The following is a 20,429-nucleotide window of genomic DNA, read 5'->3' as shown; positions in this document are numbered from 1 at the left end:
CGGCACCGGCGTCAGTCGTCCTCGCCGGTGCCCCGGGGCCGTGGCTTGCCGTCCGGGCCCCGCTCGCCGGCATCGCCCTCTTCGGAATCATGCTCTTCGGAATCATGATAGTGCCCGCGGGTGTTTCCGTAGTGGCCGCGCACATCCCCCTTGCCGCGCTTCGGCGCCGCCGGCGCCGGTTCGCCGTCGCCCTCCACGTCGGCGATGCGCACATCGTCGGTGGTGGAGCGCAGGTGCACGTCGATCTGATTGAAAGCGATCTCCACGCCCCGTTCCCGGCACGCCTTGTCGATGGCGCGGTTCAGTTCGTCGGTGGCGAACAGAATGTCGCCGATCTCGCCGAGATAGACCCGCAGCTCGTGGTCCAGGGTGCTGGCGCCGAACGCCATGAACAGGATCAGCGGCTCCGGATCGCGCAGCACCCGCCGGTTGTCCTTGGCCACCTGCACCAGCAAATCGTGGCAGGCTTGCAGATCGGAGCCGTAGGCGAAGCCGACCTTCAGGGTCAGCCGGGTGACGGTGTCGCTGAGGGTCCAGTTGATCAGCCGCTCGGTGACGAACACCTTGTTGGGGACGATGATTTCCTTGCGTTCGAAATCGATGATGGTGGTGGCGCGGATACGGATGCGGCTGACGGTGCCGGACAAATTGCCGATGGTGATTACGTCGCCGATGCGGATCGGCCGCTCGAACAGAATGATGATGCCGGAAATAAAATTGGCGAAGATTTCCTGCAGGCCGAAGCCCAGCCCCACGCCCAGGGCCGCCACCAGCCACTGCATCTTGCTCCAGGACAGCCCCAGGGAACCCAGCGCCACCATCACGCCGACCACGATCACCAGGTAGGAGAGCAGGGTGGTGACCGCGTAGCTGGAGCCCTGGCGCAGGTTCATGCGTGACAGGAACAGCACTTCCAGCAGGCCGGGCAGGTTGGCCACCAGCATGAAGGTGGCGATGCCGATGGCCAGGGAGGTGATCACATCGCCCAGACTGATCGGCGTATTGGTGGCGTTCAGGCCGCTGCCTTCGGTGGTCTGCCAGAGCACGATGTTGTCGGTGTAGGAAAAGGCGTTGATCACGTCCGCCCAGACCCAGTACAGCAGCACGCCGAACAGGCCCAGCACCGCCAGCCGGATCAGCCGCAGCGACTGCTGGTTGACCTGCTGCAGGTCCAGTTGCGGCTCTTCCACCTCCACGCCTTCCACGTTTTCCTTGGGTTCCGCTTCCCGGTCCGCCACCGCCCGTTTGTAGGCCAGGCGCTGGGCGGCCACCGCCAGGCCACGCACGGCGGTGGCGTCCAGCAACAGCCACAGCAGTGACAGGTAGAAGGTGTCGATCATGCGTCCGGACAGGCGCACGGCGGTGAAGTAGTAGCCGATCACGATCAGCGCCACCAGCACCAGCGGCACCCCGCAGCAGAGCACCACGGCGCCGCCTTTCACCGCCTTGGAATAGCGGTGCGCCTGGTAGGCCAGGGCGGCGCGGCTGAGGGTGGCGCTGATGATCAGCAGACAGGCGATCATCATCACCAGGCCGATGCGGTCGTTGCTGAGCTGGGCCGGCCATTCCTCGCCGAAGGCGATCACCAGGGTCATCGGCACCATGGCCAGGCCCACCACCAGCAAGCGGCGGCGCAGCACCAGATTGGCGTCGGCGCTCCAGCGGAAATGTCGCTGGGCGATGCCGTCCCGGGCCAGCAGCCGGTAGCACAGCTCGAACACCAGCCAAAGCAGGGCGATCTTGGCCAGGGCGGCGCCCAGCACCGTGCTCAGGGTGCCCGGCTGGGCCCACAGGCCCCAGCCCAACAGGCTCAGTACCAGCGGCACCGGGGCGGCGAGCAGGGTGGTGTAGATAATCGCCAGCGGCGTGTGCCGCTGGCTGTCGCGCTTGAGAAAACCGATGTCGCCATTGAGCGCGCGGATGCGCGCGCGCAGCTTGCGCCGCCCCAGCCACAGCAGGCCGGCCACCATCAGCGGCAGGAACAGCCAGGGCCATTTGCCCTTGGCCAGATCGGCGGCATCGCTGCCCATGCGTTGCCAGGGAATGTCCTTCAGCTCCTGCAGCGCCTGGGCCGGGAAATCCCGGATCCAGGAAGGCAGCGGCTGGGTGCTCGGCATCCAGAAGGTCTGTTCGGAAATGGTGTCGTGCAGGTCCTCGGTGATGCGCTGCAACTGCTGCTGGGACAGGTTCAGACGCACCAGCACGTTGAGCTTGCGGCCCAGCTCCTGGTCCAGTTGATTGAGCAGTTCCAGGCGCGCGTCGCGCAGACGGTTGAGGGCGCCGCGCAGTTGCCGGCGCTGGTCCTCGTCGAGTTCGTCCGCCTGGTCCAGCTCCGGCTTTTCGGTCTCCAGGGTCTGGATCGACTGGCGGATATCGAACTGGGTCAGGCGCGTATCACTGATCAGCTTGTCCAGGCCGGGGCGCGGCTTGTACTCGGGCAGACTTTTCTGCTGTTCGTACAGAATACGCGACAGCAGCAGGCTGCCGTCGAGCATGCGGATCTGGTCGTTGACGGTGCTCGACAGGGAGCGGGCCCGGTCCAGCCGCGTCTCCGCGTTGATCACTTCGCGGATCAGCTCATTGACGTCGTTGCTGGTGGTCTTGAGTTGATCCCGCAGGCCGTCGTTGCGCTGGCGCGCTTCCTCCAGACGGGGATGGTCGGCCAGACTGGCGGGAAGGGCCGGCGCGTCCTCGTCGATTTCCGCGTTCAACGATTCGTCGCGCCGCTCGTTGATCATCGGCTGCAGCACGTCAAGGCGCGCCTGGATCACCGCTTCTTCCGCCTCCAGTACCCGCTTGCGCAGCCGCGACAGTTCTTCCAGGGTGCTTGCCACCGACAGCTCCTGATTGCGCAGTTGGATGCGCGTGTCCAGGGTGGCGAGTTCGGTTTGCAGCTTGGTGCGTTCCGCCTCGTCCAGACTCTCGTCGCGGCGGTTCAGGGTCTGGCGGATTTCGTCCATGCGCGACAGGCTGTCGCTGATGGTGGTCTGGGCGCGCTCCGGCAGCGTCTGGGCGCGGGTCAGTTCACTGCTGACCCGGGCCAGGGTCTGCTGGTTTTCCTCCAGCGCGTCCAGTTGCCCGGTGAGCTCGTTGGCGAGGGCCGCCAGGGACAGGTCCTGGTAACGCTGGCGCCAGTCCTGCTGCTGTTCGCGGCGGGCGCTTTCCAGCTTCTGTTGCAGTTGGTTGCGCTGTTGCGGGGCCTGATTCTTCTGCTTCTTCAGGTCCTCGATGCGCTCCCGGTTGGCGTCGATCTCCCGGCGCAGCGCCAGGGTCTCTTCCAGGACCGCCCGTTGTTCGTCGTTGCCGTCGGCGGCGGCCTCACCGCCGCCGGCCTGATCACCGCCGCCGTCGCCCCCGGCCAGTTGTTTTTCCAGGTCGCCGATGCCGGGCAGGGTGAAGCTTCCGGTCGTCTGGGCCTGGCCCTGCACCGCCACGCAAAGCAGCGCCACTAGCAGCAGTCGAATCCACACGGGTGTGTCGCCTTCCGTTTTCCACGCAATGAGAAAGCTTAGCAGGCCGCCGGTCGCCCGGTCAGCATCCGTCGCCGCCGGTGATCTCCGCCACGCTGTCGCGCACGTTGTCGCTGTCCGGCGCCAGCTCGCGGGCGCGGCACACCGCCTGGCGGGCGCCCGGGTCGTCACCGGCGTCGCGGCGGGCGTAGGCCAGGTTGTTCCAGGCCGGCGCCAGCTCCGGCGCCAGTGCCACGGTGCGTTCATAGGCGGCCAGCGCTTCCTCCCGGCGGTCCGCCGCCCACAGGGCGTTGGCCAGGCCGAAGCGCAGCCGGCCGTTGTCCGGGAAGCGGGCCACCGCCGCCTGCCAGTGGGGCAGGGCGCCGGTCCGCATCGGCGCCAGCGCCTGCAGCAGGGGCTCCGCTTCCACCCGGGCCGGCAGCTCGCCGGGGGGCAGCAGCACGAAGCCCCAGTAGTCCGCACGCGCCCAGGTGCGCACGAAACGGTTCCAATGACTGGTGGTGGCCTGGTCGGTGCCGCTGTGCAGAACGATGCGCTCGCCGTCGTCGCGGTAGCCGATCACCACCGCGAAGTGCCACACCGGCCAGTGTTTCAACGCCAGGTTCTGCAGCACCAGCACCGGGTGGCCGGCCTGGATTTCACTGAACAGCGATTCCGGAGTTTCCACCGGGTAGGGCAGCAGGCCACGGGCGCGGCCGGCGGCTTTCAATTCGATGCCCAGGGCGCCCTGGCGCTCCGGCAGCCACACTTCGTGGACCAGCGCTTCCTTGTCGCCGGGCAGGCCGTTCCATTGCAGCATCATGCCGAGGGCGGCGGGGCCGCACTGATAGGCGTCCTGGGCGATAAAGGGGACGTCCAGCCGCAGTTGGGGCGGGGTCTCGGCGCGCTGCGGCGGGGGCAGCGTCTGGCAGGCGCTCAGCATCAGCGCCAGCAGGGGGGCAATAAACAGGGCGGTGACCTGGCGGCCACCGCCCTTTCCGTGACGGATCATCCGGCGTCGGTGGTCAGATCGCCGGGAACACGTCGGTGGCGCCGAGCAGGTCGAGCAGCACCAGGATCAGGATCACCGCCAGGACCACGCCCAGCACGCTGCCGCCGGCCGGCATCTGATCGGCCTTGGTGGCCAGTTGCTGAAGTTCCTGGTTGCTCAGGCGACCCAGGCGCTTCTGCACGTCCTGCGGCGTCACGCCGTTCTGCGCCAGTACCTTGGCGGCGGCGTCCTGTTCCATCAGGCGCAGGACTTTCTGTTCCATGGCGGCCCGTTGCTCATTGGCGACCATGCCGTCGGTGGTGACCATGGCGGCCTGGGCGGCCGGCACGAACAGGCCCTGGGTAAACAGCAGCACGAAGGCGGTCAGCACGCCGGTAATTTGCTTTTTCATTGGGTATCGCTCCGCTTCAAGAAGATGCCAGAACACTAGCATGAAGCCCTGACACGCAAACTCAGGCCCGCCAAAGCTTTGTGATTTTTTACAGTCACGCGGCCGATCACGGCGGCGTTCACGCCGGCCCGGCGCAGCGCCGCCAGGGCCGCGTCCCCGTCGGCGCAGGCGAACAGCAAACCGCCGCTGGTCTGAGGATCGGTGAGCACCGCCCGCCGCGGGTCCGCGGCGTCCAGGTCCGGGTGGCAGCGCGCCAGCACCTGATCGTTGGCGGGCTTGAGGGTGCTGGTGACGCCCCGTTCCACCAGCGCCAGGGTCCCGGGCAGCAGCGGCACCGCGTCCACCCACAGCTCCGCGTCCACGCCGCTGTGTTCGCACACTTCCAGCAGATGGCCGAGCAGGCCGAAGCCGGTGACGTCGGTGCAGGCGTGCGGGCGCAGCCCGTCCAGGGCGTCCCGGGCGTCGCCGTTGCTGGCCAGCATGGCGTCGAAGGCGGCGTCCAGCCAGGGGCCCCGGGCGGCGCCGTGCATCAGCGACGCCAGTTGGATGCCGGTGCCCAGGGGCTTGGTCAGAACCAGGGCGTCGCCGGGCCGGGCACCGTCCTTGCGCCACAGCGCCTCGGCGGGGGCGGCGCCGTTCACCGTGAAGCCGGCGGCCATCTCCGGCCCTTCGATGGTGTGGCCCCCCACCAGCGTGCAGCGGGCCCGGTCCAATTCCGCCACCGCGCCGGCCATCAGGCGCTTGAGATCCCGGCCTTGCAGTCGGGGGTGATGGCGGGGCAGGCACACCGTGGCCAGGGCCGAATGGGGGGCCGCGTTCATGGCGTACAGGTCGCTCAGGCTGTGCAGGGCGGCGATCCGGCCGAACAGGTGGGGTTCGTCGATGAAGGCGGGAAAGTAGTCTAGGCTTTGCACCAGCCGCCGGGACGCGGGCCAGCGCAGCACGGCGGCGTCGTCGGCCTGGTCGACCCCGGCCTCGATGCCCTCGCGCACCCACGGATGAAGGTCGGCCAGGGCCTCGGCCAGGGCCCCGGCGCCCACCTTGGCGCCACAGCCGGCGCAGCGCGGGTCGTCGGCGGGCACCGGCGCCGGTTTCATGGTCGGCAGGTCTTCCTCGAAGCGCGCCATGAAGGCACGGTCGATGCGGTCCTTCCAGCGCCAGACCCAGCCGCCGGACAGGGTGGGCCCCGGGCCCCGGCTGCCCACCGCGTCGCGGCCGCCGGCGGACAGCAGCGACAGGAAGCGCCGCTGGGGCCGGTAGGCTTTCAAGGGGCGGCCTTGCACCGAAGCGGCCAGATTGCGGGCCAGGGTGGCGGCCTCGCGCACCGCGTAGACGCCGGCCTTGGGCAGCCCCCCGGGAAAGGCGGCGCAATCGCCGGCGGCGAACACGCTCGGGTCCGCCGGGCTGCGCAGGGTGGTCTCCACCTGGACAAACCCGCGCTCATCGCAGGGCAGCCCGCTGTCGGCGAGCCAGGCCGGCGCCCGCACGCCGGTGCACCAGAGCAGAAAGTCGTGGGGTAGGGAGGTCGGTTCCGGCCGCTCTCCTTCGGCCAGCAGCAGCCGGTCGGCGTCCACCCGCCTGGCCCGGGCGTGGTCGCGCAGGGTCACGCCGGCGTCCGCCAGACGCCGGGCCAGGCGGCGGCGCACGCCCGCGCTGTAGCCGGGCAGCAGCGGGCCGGCGGTGACCAGGGTGAGGACGGCCGGGCGGTTGCGGCGCCGCAGGGCGCGGGCCACCGCCAGGACCATCTCGGTACCGCCGGCGCCGCCGCCCACCACCGTGACCGCCACCGGGCCGGAACGGTCCGCCAACCGGTCGAGCAACGCTTGCCAGCGCCGATGGAAATCGCTCACCGGCTTGACCGGCACGGCGTGCTCCGCGGCGCCGGGGACCGCCGCCAGGTCCGGGGTGGCGCCCACGTCCAGGCTCAGCCAGTCGTAGGCCAGGGTGCCGCCGTCGTCCAGCCGCAGCTGTCGCGCGGCGGGCGTCAGCCCGGTGACCCGGGCGCGCACGTAGCGGGCGCCGGTGGCCTGGCAAAGCCGGCGCAGGTCCACATGGGTTTGCGCCACGTCGTAATGGCCGGCCACCAGCCCGGGCAGCATGCCGGAATAGGCCGCCAGACTGTCCGGCGAAACCAGCGTCACCCGCAGGCCGGGTACCGGCTTCATGGCCAGCCGGCGCAGCACCAGGGCATGGCTGTGACCGCCACCCACCAGCACCAGATCCTGATCGGCCGGGGGGATCATCATGTCCGCGTCTCCTTCAGGCGCAGCCGCGCGCGCAGCCGGCGGGAAAAGGCATCCACGGCGAGGTTCAGGCAGACCGTGGCGAGGATCAACACCAGGGTGCGGTCGAAGCGGAATTCCGCCACGCTGGAATCGATATAGAAGCCCAGGGTATGGATGCCGAGGATACCCAGCACGGCGGTTTCGCGCATGATGATTTCCCAGCGGTACAGCAGCAGCGCCAGGAAATTCGGGTACAGCCGGGGCAGCACCTCGTAGGCATAGCGATTGACGCCACGGGCGCTGTCGGCGCGCAGCCTCAGCCCCTCGCTGAAGCGCGCCATCAGATGGGCGATGATGGCCCCGGTGTGCAGCGCCAGGGCGAGAATGCCGGGCAGCATGGACGGACCCAGCAGGATCAGAAACAGAAACGCCAGAAAGAACTCCGGCGTGGTGCGCAGCACCACCAGCAGCCCGTGGCTGAGGGCCCGGGTGGCGCGGTTGCCGAACAGCGGCGAGCGCAGCGGGAACAGCACCAGCGCCAGCACCGCGGTGAGCAACAGGGCCGCCAGCCCCAGCACCAGGGTGTGCCACAGGCCGGGACCCACCTGATCGCGCCACAGCATCCAGGCCCAGTCGCCCAGGGCCGGCCAGCCCTGACCCCGAGCCAGCGGCGCCGGCACCAGGTCGACGGTGACGAAGCGCACCAGGGTGGCCCAGTTTCCCTGACCCACCGGCGGGGCCCAGTACAGGGCGGCCAGCAGATAGACCGGGATCAGCGGGCCGCGCAGCCAGACGCGCAGGGTCAGGATCAGGGCGAACAGCAGGTACAGCAGCGCCGCGCCGGCGTCGTAGTGGCCTTCCCGGAAGGCGGTCTCCAGATGGAAGCCCAGGGTCGGCAGGCCGATGAAACCGAGGATCGCCGACGCGCGCAGGGCGCACTCCAGCCGGTAGGCGGTGTAGGCCTTGATGTCCGCCCAGACCAGCGGCAGGCGGGCGAAGAAGAAGCGCCCCAGACGGCGCCGGTCGGCGGCCAGGGCGGCGGCGGGGGCCGGGTCGGCCTCCTCCAGGAACTCACCGAATACCTTGGCGAAAATGCCGGCGTAGGGCAGGGCGATGGCCAGCACCCCGGTGAGCGACGACAGGCCGAGCACCTGCATCAGCAACAGGCCCCAGAACAGTTCGTGAACGGCGCGCACCGAGGCGGCCAGGGTCCGCACCGGGCGCCGGTGCCAGCCCAGCGCCAGCAGAAAGCCGGCCACCACGCCCAGGGCCACCCCCTGGAAAGCGAACGCCAGGGTGTTGGCAAGGGCGCTCCAGAGCGCGCCGGTGGCCAGGAAATCCGGGCGCAGGAAGCCGCCGGCCATGCGTGCCAGCTCGGCCCCGGGCGCGCCCCGGGTGATGGCCAGATCCGCCACCGCGAAGGCCAGCAGGCCGGCCAGCAGCAAGCCGCCGCTGGCCCGGCGCCAACCGGCGGCGGTGGTGGCGACGCCGGTCACCGGTAAAGCCCGTCCAGATCCGTCAGGGTCAGGTCCGCCGCCGGCGCGTCCAGCACCAGCCGGCCCCGCCGCAGCCCCATTACCCGCTGAAAGCAGGCCAGCGCCAGGGCCCGGTCGTGCATCGCCACCACGGCGCTGTCGTGGGCCGCCAGGGCCAGGCGGGTCAACGCCAGCCCCTGGTGTTCGTCCAGGTTGGATACCGGTTCGTCGCCGAGCAGCACCGGGCGCCGGGTGTACAGGGCGCGGCCCAGGGCGGTGCGCTGGGCCTGGCCACCGGAAAGCCGGTCGACACTGGTGAACAGCTTGTCCGTCAGGCCCAGGTCGGCGGCCAGCCGGCCCACATCGTCCCGGTCGGCGGTGGTGGGGCGTACCAGGGTGCGCAGGTTGTGCCAGGTGCCGTGACGGTGCAGCCCGCCCATGTAGATGTTGTGGAACACACTGAGCATGGGCACCAGGGCCTGCTCCTGGGGGCACCAGGCGCACAGCGCCTCGCGCTGACGGCGCAGCGCGGCCAGCAGGGTGGATTTGCCGCTGCCGGAGGCGCCCAGCAGGGCCACGGTTTCACCGCGCCGGATGTCCAGGTCCAGGGCCTCGAACACCGCCCGGTCACCGTGGCCGAGGCGTTCGCCACGGAACCGGAACAGCGTCGCCTTGGGGTCGGTCATGGCGCCGCCCTCAGTCGAGCAGACCGATGGCCCCGGCGGTGTCCTCGATGGCCTGATAGTCGTCGTTGTCGGCGGGCACGAAGCGGCTGCGCGGAAAGGCGGCCAGCAGCGCCGGGTCGCGAATCGCCAGCAGCGCCTCGGTGACCCGGTCGGTGAAGCCCTCGCCGAAGCGCTTGTCCAGGTCGCCGCGCACGGTCCAGTGGTAGTCCGGATAGGCCGGGGTTTCCCAGATCACCCGCACCTTGTCGGTGTCGATGTCGCCGTCCTTCAAGGCCTGTTCCCAGACCTGGTAATTGAGCGCGCCGGTGGCATAGGCGCCGCTTTCCACCAGCGACAGGGTCCGGTTGTGGTCGCCGCTGAAGCCGACCTTGTCGAACTTCTCCTGGGGCGACGCGCCGAAGCGCTCGCGGAAGAAGAACTCCGGCATCAGCCGTCCGGAGGTGCTGCCCTTGGCGCCGAAGGTAAACGACGGCTGTTCGGCGAAGGCCTCCGGCAGCCGGTCGCGGGCCGGCGTCAGGCCGGTGGCGGTGTTGGCGATAAAGTAGGATTTGAAGGCGGTGTCCTCCTCGCCCTGGGCGATGGCCCGGGAGCCGGGCACCAGACGGCGCGCCTGGACGCCGGACAGGCCGCCGAACCAGGCCATCTGCACCTGATCGTTGCGGAACGCGGTGACCGCCGCCGGGTAGGATTTCACCGGCACGTAAGCCACCGGCACGCCGAGTTCGTCCTGCAGATAATCCGCCACTTTACCGAAGCGCTGCTCAAGACGGCTTTCGTCCTGATCGGGGATCGCGGTGAAGGTAAAGGTGGGGGCTTGTTCGGCCGGGCCGCAGGCGCTCAGCAGCGCCCCGACGCCGGCGGCGGTGATCAGCCGGACGGCCCGCCGCAGGCGGGTGGCGAAAGCGTTGTTCATGGTGGTCTCCGTTCAATAGGGCGTCTTCCCGGACCTTCCTGGCGGCCCGCCGCCGGTCCGGTCAGCGCGGCGGGCGCGGTGATTCAGCGCAGAAACGCCAGCACTTCGTCCCGGGTGCCCCGGAACAGAATCTCCCCGTGCCGATGGGTGCGCATGGCGTATTCGTACAGGGGATCGTAATAGCCGGCCAGCAGCTCCCGGATCCAGCCTTGGTGGGCGTCGCCGTCCCCGTACCGGCGCTGGTGCGCCAGGGCCTCGTCCAGGGCCTGGCGCAGTTGCTGGTGGCGGGCACCACCCAGCCGGCGGCGGATGCGATCCATGGCCGCTTGCAGGTCGGCGGCCAGACGCTCGAACGCCTGATCCGCGCCGTAGTAGGCGGCGTATTCCCGCAACGGGGCCCGCACATAGTCTTCCAAAGTGACCCGCACCCGCTCTTCCAGCGGCTCCTCGATCACCACCCGGGGAGCCTCGCGCAACCGGGCCTGCAGACGGGGCGGTAGACAACAGCGGCCGATCAGCTTGCTCTCGTCCTCCATCACCACCGGGCCGGCGTCGACGGCGGCCTGCTTGAGCAGGGCGATGCTCAGGGCGTTCTCGAAATCGATCTGGGTGGGCTGACCGCCGGGGCGCCGGCCGAAGGCGGAGCCGCGATGATGGGCCAGGCCTTCCAGGTCCACCGCCCGCGACAGGCGCTCGATCACCCGGGTCTTGCCGCTGCCGGTGGGGCCGGCCAGTACCCACAGCGGCTGGCTTGCCAGCCGGCGGTCCAGGGTGTCCAGCAGGAAGTGACGCAGGGCCTTGTAGCCGCCCACCACCAGCGGCACCGAGAGCCCTTCGATGCCCAGCCAAGCCTGGGTGGTGCGGCTGCGCAGGCCGCCCCGGAAGCAATACAGATAGCCGTCCGGGTGCGCCTCGCGCCACCGCCGCCAGGCGTCCAGACGCCGGCGCTTGAGGGCGCCGCTGACCAGCTGATTGCCCAGCTCGATGGCGGCCTGCTGGCCGGCTTCCTTGTAGCGGATGCCGATGCGGTGTCGCTGGTCGTCGTCCAGCAGGGGCAGATTGGTGGCGGTGGGGAAGGCGCCCTTGGCGAATTCCACAGGCGCGCGCACGTCCAGCAGCGGCGTGTCGTTGAGGAAAAGGGCGGCAAAGTCTCGGGTATCGTCGGCCATGGGGCCGGATTCTACGGATGCCGCCGGCGCAAGGCGATAGCCCGCGCCGGCGGCCGGTCACTCACCGAGAAGGCGCAGTTGACCGGTGAGGTGGGGTTTGACGCCGTCCCGGGCCAGCACCCGGAAGTCCAGGCCGTCGGCCGCCGGCTGCTGTTCGAACTTGACGGTGGCCGGGATGAACATGGGCAGCTTGAACTGCACGTCCACCCGGAACGCCTCTTCCGGCAGCTGCGACTGCAGCTGCGCCAGCGCCCGGGCCTTGGACCACATGCCGTGGGCGATCTGCCGTTTGAAGCCGAACAATTTGGCGGTCAGCGGATACAGATGGATCGGGTTGCGATCGCCGGACACGGCGCCGTAGCGGCGGCCGGTATTGCCCGGCACCTTCCACTCCACGGTGTCGGTGGCCGGGGCCGGCTCGCCGGCGGCCTTCTTCTCTTCCTTGCGACCGTGACCGCCGCCGCGGAAGAAGTTGATCGATTCGCTGGACCAGACCCGCTCGCCGGCGGTGGTGATCACCGTGAAGATGGAAAACTCCCAGCCTTTCTCCACCTGGTTCAGGTTGCCCAGGGAACATTTGATGTTGAGCTGCTCGCGCTCGGCGATGGGCCGGTACTGGGTGATGCGGTTGCGCACATGCACCAGGCCCATGGCCGGGAACGGAAAGCCGTCTTCCATCATCAGCGCCATGTGCAGCGGGAAGGCGTGGATGTGCGGGTAGGTGATCGGCAAACGTCCGTCGGCGCTGAAGCCGCAAACCTTGCGGTAGGCTTTCAGGTGCTTGCTGTCCAGACCCACGTCATTGAGGCGCAACCCCACGTTCGGCAGCGTCGGATTCTTGCCGGGCTTGACGCCGGCCCGCATCACCGCCTTGGCGAAATTAACCGGCATGGCCGGCGCGTGGCGCAGTTCGCGGAACTGGACATCACTCATAACAGTGTCCTTCTACCTGCCTTTCAAAAAGAGACGGAAAACAATGGGGACAGTATAGGGAGGCGGCCGGAGGGCCTGATTGGCCGTGCCGCCTGAAAGGTTGCTGCAAGAGCCTATCGGCGGGTGCCGCCTATTCCGCGCCCGGCGGCACCCGCTCCACGCCGAGACGCTCCGCCGGCTCATCGCTGCCGGAACGCCACTGGGCCACGCCGAAATAAATCAGACGCACCTGCTTTTCCGCGAGAATCAGCATCTCGTGCTGGCCCGCCTCGTCGTCCTCGTCCAGCTCCAGCATTTCCTGGGTCAGGGCCACCACGCCGTTGACCACCAGTGACGCCATCATCTGCAGATCCTGGGCGCTGACCTGGGTGAGAAACGGAAAGCGGGCCATGTCCATGGCCAGCTCGCTGACGAACAGACGGATCTCCCGGCGAATCGCCTGACGCATGGTGGGCGAGCCGCCGTACAGCTCCTTGGAAACGAACAGGAAGTGGGTGCGGTTATTGCGCACATAGGTGAAGAAGGTCTCCATGGACCCGCGAATCATGCGCTCGTCGGGCAGCTCGTGCTGACGGACCTCGCGCATCATCTGGCGCAGGGTACGGAAGGACTCGTCCAGCAGCGTCAGCCCCAGAGCGCTCATGTCCGGGAAGTGCCGATAGAAAGCGGTGGGCACCACGCCAGCGCGCTTGGTCACTTCACGCAGACTCAGGGAAGAGAACGGCGCCTTCTTGGCGACCAGATCCAGGGCGGCGTCCATGAGCGCCTGCCGCGTGCGCCCGCGCTTGGGGCGCCGTCCGCGGGCCGCCGTCTCTCTGCTCATGGTTTAGCTCCCCGTTGATGATTATTTATACAGGCCAATCGCGCCATGTTATTCAATTTTCTCTCCCGGATACATACAACTGGTTGATTTTCCTATGTAAAAAAATATTTGTGAACAGGTGTTGACTATAAATCGATGTCGGCGTAAAAAGTGCACAAGTGTAAACTTTGCGGAGTTCGCCATGCAGTCGCAGGTTTCTTCACAGCGGGACGGCCTGATGCGCCGGCTGGGCCGGGCCCTGACCACGCCCTTCGATCCGGAGGACTATCTGGCCCTGTTCGACGCCCGCCATTCCGCCCGGGAAATCCGCGCGCGGGTGGTGCGCGTGCGCCGTGAAACCGACCGGGCCGTGACCCTGGAGCTGGCGCCCAATCGCCTTTGGAAACCGCACCGCGCCGGACAATACGTGATGCTCGGCGTGGACATCGACGGGGTGCGCCAGCAGCGCTGCTTCTCGCTGTCCTCGGCGCCCCACGACCCGGTGTTGACCGTCACCGTCAAAGCCAATGGCGGCGGCGGGGTCAGCGACCATCTGGTGCACCGCTGCCGGGCCGGCGATCTGCTGACCCTGTCACCGGCGGCCGGCGATTTCGTGCTGCCGGACCCGGCGCCAGAGCGCATTCTGCTCCTTTCCGCCGGGTCAGGAGTAACACCTGTTCACAGCATTGTGAAGTCCTGGTTGTCGTCCGGCCAGACGGGACGGCTGGTATGGCGGCACTTCGAACGGAATTATTCCAGCCTGCTGCTCGGCGAGAGCCTGCGCGAGCTGGCCTTGGACGAGCGTCTCGATTTCCGTCTCGTGCTCAGCGCCGACGCGCCCCGGGACGGCGATCTGGCCGGCCGGCTGGATGAACACTGGCTCACGGAAAACGGACTGACCGGATCGGTGGACGACGCGTCGCGACCGCCGGTGTTCGCCTGCGGCCCCCAGGGCTTTCTCGACACGGTGATTGACTGGCACCGCCGGCACGGCGCCGGCCCGCTGTTCCATGAGCGCTTCCAGACCCTGTCCGCCGGCGGCGGAGAGGGCGGCCTGATGCGCTTCGCGCGCAGCGGTGGCGAGGCGCCGGCCGAGGCCGGCCAATCCCTGCTGGAGGCCGCCGAGGCCGCCGGCCTGAGCCCGCGCCACGGCTGCCGCATGGGCATCTGCCACACCTGCAAATGCCGGGTGGCCCGTGGCCGGGTACGCGACCTGCGGAACGGCGAAAGCCGGGACGTGGTGGGTCAGGAAATCCGACTCTGTGTGCACGGCGCCGACGGCGACGTGGAACTGGACCTGTAACGAACCGATTGCGTAAGGAGGTTCGCGATGAACGCCAAGGTAAACAATCTCGATCCGGTGATTTTCGAACGCCAGGGCGTGCGGCTGACCCGCTCCCAGGTGGAGGCCTTCGGTCGGGAGATCGAGGCCCTGCGCGATGAGGTGATGAACGATCTCGGCGAACGGGATGCCCGCTACATCCGTCGTCTGGTGAAAACCCAGAAAAGTCTGGAGCTGGCCGGCCGCGGGCTGCTGTTCCTGGGCGTGCTGCCGCCGGCCTGGCTGGCCGGCACCACGCTGCTGTCGGTGTCCAAGATTCTCGAGAACATGGAAATCGGCCACAACGTGATGCACGGCCAGTGGGACTGGCTCAACGACCCGGACCTGGACTCCTCCACCTACGACTGGGACAACACCTGCCCGGCGGAGCAGTGGAAGCACTCGCACAACTACATGCACCACACCTTCACCAATGTGGTGGGCAAGGACCGGGACGTGGGCTACGGCATCCTGCGGCTCTCCGAGGACCAGCGCTGGAACCCCCTGTACCTGGCCCAGCCCGCCTACAACTGGGTGCTGGCGGCGCTGTTCCAGTGGGGCGTGGCGTTCCACGACCTGGAGTACGAGAAGCTGCTCAAGGGGGAGAAGAGCTGGGCGGAATACCGGGTGCAGCGGCGCAAGATCATGAAGAAGGTGCGCCAGCAGGTGCTCAAGGACTACCTGCTGTTTCCGGCTCTGGCCGGCCCGTTCTTCCCGCTGGTGTTCGCCGGCAACCTGAGCGCCAACCTGACCCGCAACCTGTGGGCCTATCTGATCATCTTCTGCGGGCACTTCACCGAGCACGCGGAGATGTTCACCGAGCGGGACATCGAGAACGAAAGCCGGGGGCAGTGGTATCTGCGCCAGCTGCTGGGCTCCTCGAACCTGGAGGGCGGGCCGCTGTTCCACATCATGAGCGGCAACCTGAGCCATCAGATCGAGCACCATCTGTTTCCGGACATGCCCTCCAACCGCTACCGGGAGGTGGCGCCGCGGGTGCGGGAAATCGCCGGCCGCTACGGGCTGCACTACAACACCGGCCGGCTGGGCCGGCAGTTCGGCACCGTGCTCAAGCGCATCAATCGGATGGCGCTGCCGGATCGGTTGAGCCGCCGTCTCGGCCGCCGTGCGAATTCCGCACCAGTGTGATGCGGTTCCGGGTCCCGTAACGGTATGCTAGTCTCCGGATTTGGTGTTTACCGTTTGGGGAAGTTGCAGAAGGATGGCAGAACTGACCGATTCCGGCGTGCTCCTGCGCATGGCGTACCGCGCCATGCAGAATGCGGGTATCGACGCCGACGCGGTGCTGGCCGAGCTGGGCCTGGACGCCTCGATACTGGACGTGCCCGATCTGCGCACGCCCCACGATGGCCAGGAATGGTTCTGGCAGGCACTGGAGAAAGTCTCCGACGACCCGCACGTGGGCCTGCATCTTGGCAAACACATGCCGGTGTACAAGGGGCAGGTGCTGGAGTACCTGTTCCTGTCCAGCCCCAACTTCGGTGAAGGCCTGGATCGGGCGCTGAGCTATCAGCGGCTGCTCTCGGACGCGGCCCGCGCGGAGCTGTTCGACGAGGGCGACCGGGTGTTCCTGCGCCAGCCGTTCTGGGGCCGTCGTCTGGCCCATCTCAACGAATGCGTGATGATGGGCCTGATCAAATTCTTCCGCTTCGTCACCGATGACGCCTTCGAACCGCTGGAGATTCATTTCGGCCACGCCAATCAGGGTGAGCTGGAGGAATACCAGCGCGCCTTCGGCTGCCCGGTGAAGTTCGATATGCCTTCGGTGGGGGTGTATTTCGATGCCGAACTGCTGACCCTGCCGTCCGCGCACCACGAGCCGGAACTGCTGCGCCTGCATGAACAACTGGCCAGCGAGCAGGTGGCCCGGCTGGAGAAACAGGATCTGGTGGCCCAGGTGAACCGGCTGATCGCCGAGCTGCTGGAATCCGGCCACGCCAACCTGGAAGAGGTGGCCGAGCGGCTGGGCATCAAAGCCCGGCAACTGCGCACCCGGCTGGCGGACGCCGGCACCAACTTCAACCAATTGGTGGCGGACTACCGCTGCAAGCTGGCCAAGCGGCTGCTGGCGGGCACCGACGAATCCATCGACGAGATCGTTTATCTGACCGGGTTCTCGGAACCGTCCACCTTCTATCGGGCCTTCAAGCGCTGGGTGGGCATGACGCCCATCGAATACCGCCGCATGAAGGCCGAGGAAGACGCCGCCGAGGCGCGCCGGCTGGCGGCTAGCGCCGGTCGCGCGGCGGATCCTGATCCAGGGTGAGCGGCCGGCGCGGCCGGTCTCCCTCGTCACCGGCCTTGCCGTTCTCTCCGCCGTTTTCCCGGGCGCTGCCTTCGTACACGCTGCCCTCGTAGGTATTGCCGGTGCCGCTCTGGCCCGGTCCGCGCTGGTAGAAGAACACCCCGCCACTCCGTGAGGCAAAGGCCTGCACCGTGCCGCGGCGAATCATGCGGTCGGCCAGGGCGCGCCGGCTTTGCGGCAGCAGCAGGGCGAACCCCACGGCATCGCTGATGAAGCCGGGGGTGATCAGGAAGGCGCCGCCGAGCAGCAGCATCATCCCTTCCACCAGTTCCCGCCCGGGCATTTCGCCCCGGTTCATGCGTTCATTGAGCCGCGTCCAGGTGTCCAGCCCCTGCCGGCGGAACAGGGCGCTGCCGATCAGCGCGGTGGCCACCACGGCGACGATGGTCACCGGCCAGCCGATCAGGTCGGCCACGGCGGCGAGCACCATCACCTCGATCAGCGCGAATACCAGAAGGGTCAGAAAAACACGGCCGAAGCCCATGGGCACCTCGAAAACGTTCGATATTGGTTCAGAGGTGGCGGCGGGGCAGGGGGGATTCAAGGGGGCGCGGGCGTTCCGCCCGCGCCAGTTGAAAGTGACAAGTTAAAAGTTGAAAGCGCGACAGCGCCTGGGGAGGGCACCGGGCCCGGGTGTCCGCGTTCAAGGCAAAACACCTGGCCCGGCCGAAAGCCGTGGGGGAGCGGCTGGGCGGCCCCTTTTAACTTTCAACTTTCAACCGCGCTTTTCTCACGCGCCCAGCATCATCTGGCCGCACACCCGCACCACGTTGCCGGTCAGGCCCTGGGAGGCGGGGCTGGCGAAGAAGGCAATGGTTTCCGCCACATCCACCGGCTGGCCGCCCTGGTTCATGGCGTTCATGCGGCGGCCCGCTTCACGGATGGTGAAGGGGATGGCGGCGGTCATCTGGGTTTCGATAAAGCCCGGGGCCACCGCGTTCACGGTAATGCCCTTGTCGGCGTACTCCTCGGAGTAGGTGTCGATCATGCCGATCACCGCGGCCTTGGAGGTGCCGTAGTTGGTCTGGCCCAGGTTGCCGGCGATGCCGGCGATGGAGCTGATCGAAATGATGCGGCCGCCGTCGCCCATGCCGTCCTCGGCCACCAGCTGCTCATTGATGCGCAACTGGCTGGCGATGTTGATGTTCATCACCATGTCCCAGAAGTTTTCCGGCATGTTGCCCAGCATCTTGTCGCGGGTCACGCCGGCGTTGTGCACCAGAATGTCCAGCCCACCCATCTTGCGGGCGGCGTCGGCGATCACCCGGGGCGCTTCGTCGCTGGTGATGTCCAGTTCCAGGGTCTGCCCCTGGATTTCCTCGGCCACCTTGTTCAGGTCCTCGGCCATGGGCGGAATGTCCAGCACCGTGACCTGGGCGCCGTCCCGGGCCAGCACCCGGGCGATGGAGGCGCCGATGCCGCGTGAGCCGCCGGTGACCAGCGCCTTCTTGCCGGCCAGCGGCTTGTCCCAGTCAAAGTTCTGGGCGTCGAAGCCGGCGGCGCCCACGCGCACCACCTGGGCGGACACGTAGGCGGATTTGGGTGACAGGAAGAAATGCAGCGGCGCGGCCAGCTGGCTCTCGGCGCCGGCTTCGCAGTACACCAGCTGCACGGTGGCGCCCCGTTTGATTTCCTTGCCCACCGACCGGGTGAAGCCTTCCAGGCCGCGCTGGGCGACCCGGGCGGCGCCGCCCAGGGTTTCCGGGGTGCGCCCGATCACGATGACTCGCGCGCACTTGTCCAGTTTCTTGATCACCGGGTGGAAGAATTCCCACAGCGCCTTGAGCTGGTCCGGGTTCTCGATGCCGGTGGCGTCGAACACCAGGGCCTTGAAGCGGGTCTCGTCTTCCTTGGTGGCGGTGTAGTTGTCGGCGCTGACGCCGGCGGCCGCCGCCTGCTTCTGCAGATCGCTGGCGTTACCGGTGTTGGCGAGCACCGCCGGGCGCGCTTCCGGCGCGCCCTGAAGGCTGGCGAAAACGGTGTCCACGGCGCTGGATCCGGGCGCGGCGCCGACCAGCACCCGACCGCTGATAAAGGAGTGCTGGCCGGGCTGCCAGCGTTCGAGTATCACCGGAATGGGCAGATTGATGGCGCTGAAAAGGGCCTTGCCCATGGGGGAATTGGCAATCGCCTGATAGGTATCGCTCATGATCCTGTCCTTTGCCGTGCAATGTACAGTGCGAGAAAGGCACTATACGAAGAATGAGGCTGCGTATTGAAGCACCGGCCTGTAAAAGGTGTATTGACCGGTCGGAAAAGCCGGTAGGCGCCGAAGCCAATGAGGCCGGCGGGCGGGGAGATAGACTGCGCTCATCTGTTAACCTGGGCGAACCGATCCGGAAACGCCCCTGTGGAGGAATTCAACTATGCTGGCAGGCGACAACGCACGCAAGGTGGCCATCGTCGGTGGCAACCGCATTCCCTTTGCCCGCTCCAACACCGCCTACTTCGAGGTGGGCAACCAGGAAATGCTCACCGCCGCCCTGAACGGCCTGGTGGATCGTTTCAAACTCCACGGCGAACGGATGGGCGAAGTGGCCGCCGGCGCGGTGATGAAACACGCCAAGGACTTCAACCTGGTGCGCGAATGCGTGCTCGGTTCCAAGCTGGCCCCGGAAACCCCGGCCTACGATCTGCAGCAGGCCTGCGGGACCGGCCTGGAAGCGGCCATCCTGGTGGCCAACAAAATCGCCCTCGGCCAGATCGACTGCGCCGTGGCCGGCGGCGTGGACACCACCTCCGACGCGCCCCTGGGCGTCAACGAGCAGGCCCGCAAGATCTTCATGGAGATCAACCGCGCCAAGACCACTGGCGACAAGCTCAAGCAGGCGGTCAAACTGATCAATCCCAAGCTGATGATCCCGGACATTCCCAAGAACGGCGAGCCGCGCACCGGCCTGTCCATGGGCGAGCACCAGGCGATCACCGCCGCCGAGTGGGGCATCAGCCGTGAAGCCCAGGACGAACTGGCCTGGCGTTCTCACCAGAACCTGGCCAAATCCTACGAGGAAGGCTGGCAGCAGGATCTGATGACGCCGTTCCACGGGCTGGAGCGCGACAACAACATGCGCGGCGACTCCACCATCGAGAAACTGAGCACCCTGAAACCGGTGTTCGGTGGCGCCGACGGCACCATGACCGCGGCCAACTCCACGCCGCTCACCGACGGCGCCTCCGCGGTGCTGCTCGCCAGCGAGGAATGGGCCGAGCAGCGCGGTCTGCCGGTGCAGGCCTACATGACCCATTGCGAAGTGGCGGCGGTGGACTTCGTCGGCAAGAAGGAAGGGCTGCTGATGGCGCCCGCCTACGCGGTGCCGCGCATGCTGGACCGCGCCGGTCTGACCTTGCAGGACTTCGACTTCTACGAAATCCACGAGGCGTTCGCCTCCCAGGTGCTGACCACCCTGAAGGCCTGGACCGATGACACCTTCTGCAAGGAGCGTCTGGGCCGCGATCGCCCGCTGGGCGAAATCGACACCAGCAAGCTCAACGTGAAGGGCTCGTCCCTGGCCGCCGGCCACCCGTTCGCCGCCACCGGCGGCCGGATCCTGGCCAACGCCGCCAAGCTGCTCAACCAGAAAGGCTCCGGCCGCTGCCTGATCTCCATCTGCGCCGCCGGCGGTCAGGGCGTGGTCGCCATCCTGGAAAAATAAGTTGAAAGTGAAAAGTTAAGGGTATACGGATTTAATGGTTGATGGGGCACCTTCACCCCATCAATCTGATACCA

General features: G+C 67.7%; 16 protein-coding genes. 4 read left to right on the top strand and 12 right to left on the bottom strand.

What is annotated here, in order from left to right; genetic code table 11:
- Window positions 1-11: 11 nt before the first annotated feature.
- The 10 genes from mscK to IM760_RS17595 form a co-directional block, all read right to left on the bottom strand.
- Window positions 12-3,470, bottom strand: coding sequence for a mechanosensitive channel MscK (gene mscK, locus IM760_RS17640; protein WP_204431546.1), 3,459 nt, complete (start codon window positions 3,468-3,470; stop codon window positions 12-14).
- A 61-nt stretch (window positions 3,471-3,531) separates the two neighbouring features.
- Window positions 3,532-4,461: a PA2778 family cysteine peptidase gene (locus IM760_RS17635; RefSeq protein ID WP_204431545.1), complete on the bottom strand. Its 930-nt coding sequence runs from the start codon at window positions 4,459-4,461 to the stop codon at window positions 3,532-3,534.
- A 13-nt stretch (window positions 4,462-4,474) separates the two neighbouring features.
- A complete protein-coding gene (locus IM760_RS17630; RefSeq protein WP_204431544.1) occupies window positions 4,475-4,852 on the bottom strand; it encodes a PA2779 family protein in 378 nt (125 codons plus the stop codon).
- A 35-nt stretch (window positions 4,853-4,887) separates the two neighbouring features.
- On the bottom strand, window positions 4,888-7,098 hold the full coding sequence (gene selD, locus IM760_RS17625; protein WP_204431543.1) for a selenide, water dikinase SelD: 2,211 nt from the start codon (window positions 7,096-7,098) through the stop codon (window positions 4,888-4,890).
- Window positions 7,095-8,573, bottom strand: coding sequence for an ABC transporter permease subunit (locus IM760_RS17620; RefSeq protein ID WP_204431542.1), 1,479 nt, complete (start codon window positions 8,571-8,573; stop codon window positions 7,095-7,097). The genes selD and IM760_RS17620 overlap by 4 nt, the downstream gene beginning before the upstream one ends.
- Window positions 8,570-9,238: an ATP-binding cassette domain-containing protein gene (locus tag IM760_RS17615; protein ID WP_239549968.1), complete on the bottom strand. Its 669-nt coding sequence runs from the start codon at window positions 9,236-9,238 to the stop codon at window positions 8,570-8,572. Before IM760_RS17615 ends, IM760_RS17620 begins: the two co-directional genes overlap by 4 nt.
- Before the next feature lie 10 nt (window positions 9,239-9,248).
- Window positions 9,249-10,151 carry a putative selenate ABC transporter substrate-binding protein gene (locus IM760_RS17610; RefSeq protein WP_204431541.1) on the bottom strand — a complete coding sequence of 301 codons (903 nt, stop codon included), beginning with the start codon at window positions 10,149-10,151 and terminating at the stop codon, window positions 9,249-9,251.
- Between the two features lie 83 nt (window positions 10,152-10,234).
- Window positions 10,235-11,320, bottom strand: coding sequence for a tRNA 2-selenouridine(34) synthase MnmH (mnmH, locus tag IM760_RS17605; protein WP_204431540.1), 1,086 nt, complete (start codon window positions 11,318-11,320; stop codon window positions 10,235-10,237).
- Window positions 11,321-11,377: 57 nt separating this feature from the next.
- Complete coding sequence (locus tag IM760_RS17600) at window positions 11,378-12,253, bottom strand: MaoC family dehydratase (protein WP_204431539.1); 876 nt, start codon at window positions 12,251-12,253, stop codon at window positions 11,378-11,380.
- A 130-nt stretch (window positions 12,254-12,383) separates the two neighbouring features.
- Complete coding sequence (locus IM760_RS17595) at window positions 12,384-13,076, bottom strand: TetR family transcriptional regulator (RefSeq protein ID WP_204431538.1); 693 nt, start codon at window positions 13,074-13,076, stop codon at window positions 12,384-12,386.
- A gap of 181 nt (window positions 13,077-13,257) precedes the next feature.
- Between IM760_RS17595 and IM760_RS17590 the strand changes: the two genes are divergently transcribed.
- The 3 genes from IM760_RS17590 (at window position 13,258) to IM760_RS17580 (ending at window position 16,663) form a co-directional block, all read left to right on the top strand.
- On the top strand, window positions 13,258-14,358 hold the full coding sequence (locus IM760_RS17590) for a flavin reductase family protein (RefSeq protein ID WP_204431537.1): 1,101 nt from the start codon (window positions 13,258-13,260) through the stop codon (window positions 14,356-14,358).
- 27 nt (window positions 14,359-14,385) lie between these two features.
- Window positions 14,386-15,525, top strand: coding sequence for a fatty acid desaturase family protein (locus IM760_RS17585; protein ID WP_204431536.1), 1,140 nt, complete (start codon window positions 14,386-14,388; stop codon window positions 15,523-15,525).
- A gap of 73 nt (window positions 15,526-15,598) precedes the next feature.
- Entirely contained in the window at window positions 15,599-16,663 is a 1,065-nt protein-coding gene (locus IM760_RS17580) for an AraC family transcriptional regulator (RefSeq protein ID WP_204431535.1), read from the top strand.
- Here the strand turns inward: IM760_RS17580 and IM760_RS17575 are convergent.
- Together IM760_RS17575 and IM760_RS17570 are read right to left on the bottom strand one after the other, a co-directional pair.
- Complete coding sequence (locus IM760_RS17575) at window positions 16,626-17,186, bottom strand: FxsA family protein (protein ID WP_204431534.1); 561 nt, start codon at window positions 17,184-17,186, stop codon at window positions 16,626-16,628. The two genes, IM760_RS17580 and IM760_RS17575, sit on opposite strands and share 38 nt — an antisense overlap.
- 246 nt (window positions 17,187-17,432) lie before the next feature.
- Window positions 17,433-18,851 (bottom strand): 3-oxoacyl-ACP reductase, encoded by a 1,419-nt coding sequence (locus IM760_RS17570; RefSeq protein ID WP_204431533.1) that lies wholly within the window; start codon window positions 18,849-18,851, stop codon window positions 17,433-17,435.
- A gap of 217 nt (window positions 18,852-19,068) precedes the next feature.
- Here IM760_RS17570 and IM760_RS17565 point away from each other — a divergent pair, with 217 nt between their 5' ends.
- Window positions 19,069-20,355: an acetyl-CoA C-acetyltransferase gene (locus IM760_RS17565; protein WP_204431532.1), complete on the top strand. Its 1,287-nt coding sequence runs from the start codon at window positions 19,069-19,071 to the stop codon at window positions 20,353-20,355.
- Window positions 20,356-20,429: the final 74 nt, after the last annotated feature.

This window comes from Alloalcanivorax marinus (genome assembly GCF_016906305.1).
GTDB lineage: Bacteria > Pseudomonadota > Gammaproteobacteria > Pseudomonadales > Alcanivoracaceae > Alloalcanivorax > Alloalcanivorax marinus.
The sequence above is the reverse complement of the archived record's forward strand: the minus strand, read 5'-3'. Positions and strand labels throughout refer to the sequence as shown.

Excerpts from the sequence above, each read along its gene's own strand:
- IM760_RS17635 (WP_204431545.1), bottom strand. The coding sequence starts at position 4,461 with ATGATCCGTCACGGAAAGGGCGGTGGCCGCCAGGTCACCGCCCTGTTT.
- IM760_RS17630 (WP_204431544.1), bottom strand. The coding sequence starts at position 4,852 with ATGAAAAAGCAAATTACCGGCGTGCTGACCGCCTTCGTGCTGCTGTTT.
- selD (WP_204431543.1), bottom strand. The coding sequence starts at position 7,098 with ATGATGATCCCCCCGGCCGATCAGGATCTGGTGCTGGTGGGTGGCGGT.
- IM760_RS17615 (WP_239549968.1), bottom strand. The coding sequence starts at position 9,238 with ATGACCGACCCCAAGGCGACGCTGTTCCGGTTCCGTGGCGAACGCCTC.
- IM760_RS17610 (WP_204431541.1), bottom strand. The coding sequence starts at position 10,151 with ATGAACAACGCTTTCGCCACCCGCCTGCGGCGGGCCGTCCGGCTGATC.
- mnmH (WP_204431540.1), bottom strand. The coding sequence starts at position 11,320 with ATGGCCGACGATACCCGAGACTTTGCCGCCCTTTTCCTCAACGACACG.
- IM760_RS17600 (WP_204431539.1), bottom strand. The coding sequence starts at position 12,253 with ATGAGTGATGTCCAGTTCCGCGAACTGCGCCACGCGCCGGCCATGCCG.
- IM760_RS17595 (WP_204431538.1), bottom strand. The coding sequence starts at position 13,076 with ATGAGCAGAGAGACGGCGGCCCGCGGACGGCGCCCCAAGCGCGGGCGC.
- IM760_RS17590 (WP_204431537.1), top strand. The coding sequence starts at position 13,258 with ATGCAGTCGCAGGTTTCTTCACAGCGGGACGGCCTGATGCGCCGGCTG.
- IM760_RS17585 (WP_204431536.1), top strand. The coding sequence starts at position 14,386 with ATGAACGCCAAGGTAAACAATCTCGATCCGGTGATTTTCGAACGCCAG.
- IM760_RS17580 (WP_204431535.1), top strand. The coding sequence starts at position 15,599 with ATGGCAGAACTGACCGATTCCGGCGTGCTCCTGCGCATGGCGTACCGC.
- IM760_RS17575 (WP_204431534.1), bottom strand. The coding sequence starts at position 17,186 with ATGGGCTTCGGCCGTGTTTTTCTGACCCTTCTGGTATTCGCGCTGATC.
- IM760_RS17570 (WP_204431533.1), bottom strand. The coding sequence starts at position 18,851 with ATGAGCGATACCTATCAGGCGATTGCCAATTCCCCCATGGGCAAGGCC.
- IM760_RS17565 (WP_204431532.1), top strand. The coding sequence starts at position 19,069 with ATGCTGGCAGGCGACAACGCACGCAAGGTGGCCATCGTCGGTGGCAAC.